Origin of the sequence: Arthrobacter sp. TB 26, assembly GCF_000427315.1 — a bacterium.
GTDB lineage: Bacteria > Actinomycetota > Actinomycetes > Actinomycetales > Micrococcaceae > Arthrobacter.
The window spans coordinates 1-1079 of the sequence record NZ_AUPJ01000111.1; the positions used below are offsets into that span (position 1 = coordinate 1).

Annotated in this window: 1 protein-coding gene; it reads right to left on the reverse strand. The window is 69.2% G+C overall.

Annotated features, from left to right (window positions below; all coding sequences use genetic code 11):
• Positions 1 to 39: 39 nt before the first annotated feature.
• The coding region (locus K789_RS26750) for a thiamine pyrophosphate-binding protein (RefSeq protein WP_024365500.1) at positions 40 to 1079 on the reverse strand (1040 nt) is incomplete at its 5' end.

A 1079-nucleotide genomic window follows, 5' to 3' on the forward strand; every position in this document is an offset into this window, starting at 1 on the left:
CCGCGCTGAGCATTTTGAGGAGGGAGTCGAGCGTGGTGCTCAGGCCTCCATGTGGGTGGGGGCGAACATCTTGAGCAGGGTTTCGACGACGACGACGTTCGGCCCGTCCGCGGCAAATCCCGCCTTGAGTGCGTCCCCGATGTCCTCGGGGGCGACCCGGACGGCCGGGACTCCGAAGGCCTCGGCCAGCTTGACGAAATCGGGGCGGGCGAGTTCCGTGGCGGTGGCCTTGCCGAAGGCGCCGACCATGTATTCGCGCAGGATGCCGTAGCCGCCGTCGTCCACGATCAGCCAGGTGACCGGCACATTGTGCTGCTTGGCCGTGGCCAGTTCAGAGATGGAGTACATTGCCGAGCCGTCGCCGGAGACGGCGAGCACCCGGGCTGAAGCCCCGGACTTGCCGGTGGTTTCCAGGCCGACGGCGCCGCCGATCGCCGCGGGGAAGCCGAAGCCGAGCCCGCCGGCGCCCTGTGCGGAGTGGAACTGGCCCTCGCGGGCGTCCCAGCAGCTCCAGGCCCAGTACGCGGAGATGGTCATGTCCCAGAACGTCTGCATGGCCGGGGGAACGGCCGCCCGGATGTCCGCCATGAACTTCAGTTCCTTGCCGAGATCCTGGGATTCCAGCCGGGACTTGACCTTGGCCAGGGTGTCCTTGACCACGGTCTCAGGCGGGGTGCCGTGCCAGCCCGCGCGCTCTCCGTGCGGCTCCGTCATGGCGGCGTCGAGGGCTGTGTCGAGCGCGGCGTCCAGGGCGGCGAGCGCCTGGCCGGCGTCGGCCCGGATGCCCAGGCCGGGGCGGTTGGATTCCAGGACGCGGGGTTCGGCGTCGATCTGGATGATCCGGCCGCGCGGCTCAAAGGTGAAGTAGTTGGAGGTGACTTCGCCCAGCGAGGATCCGATGACGATCAGCACGTCGGCGTCCTCGAGCAGCTCCGTCATGTGCTGGTCCTCGATCCAGGACTGCAGCGAGAGCTCATGGTTCCACGGGAACGCGCCGTTGCCGCCGGGGGTGCAGATGACCGGGGCCCGCAGCTTCTCCGCGATGGAGAGCAGCGATTTCTCGGCCCGGCCGCGGCGGG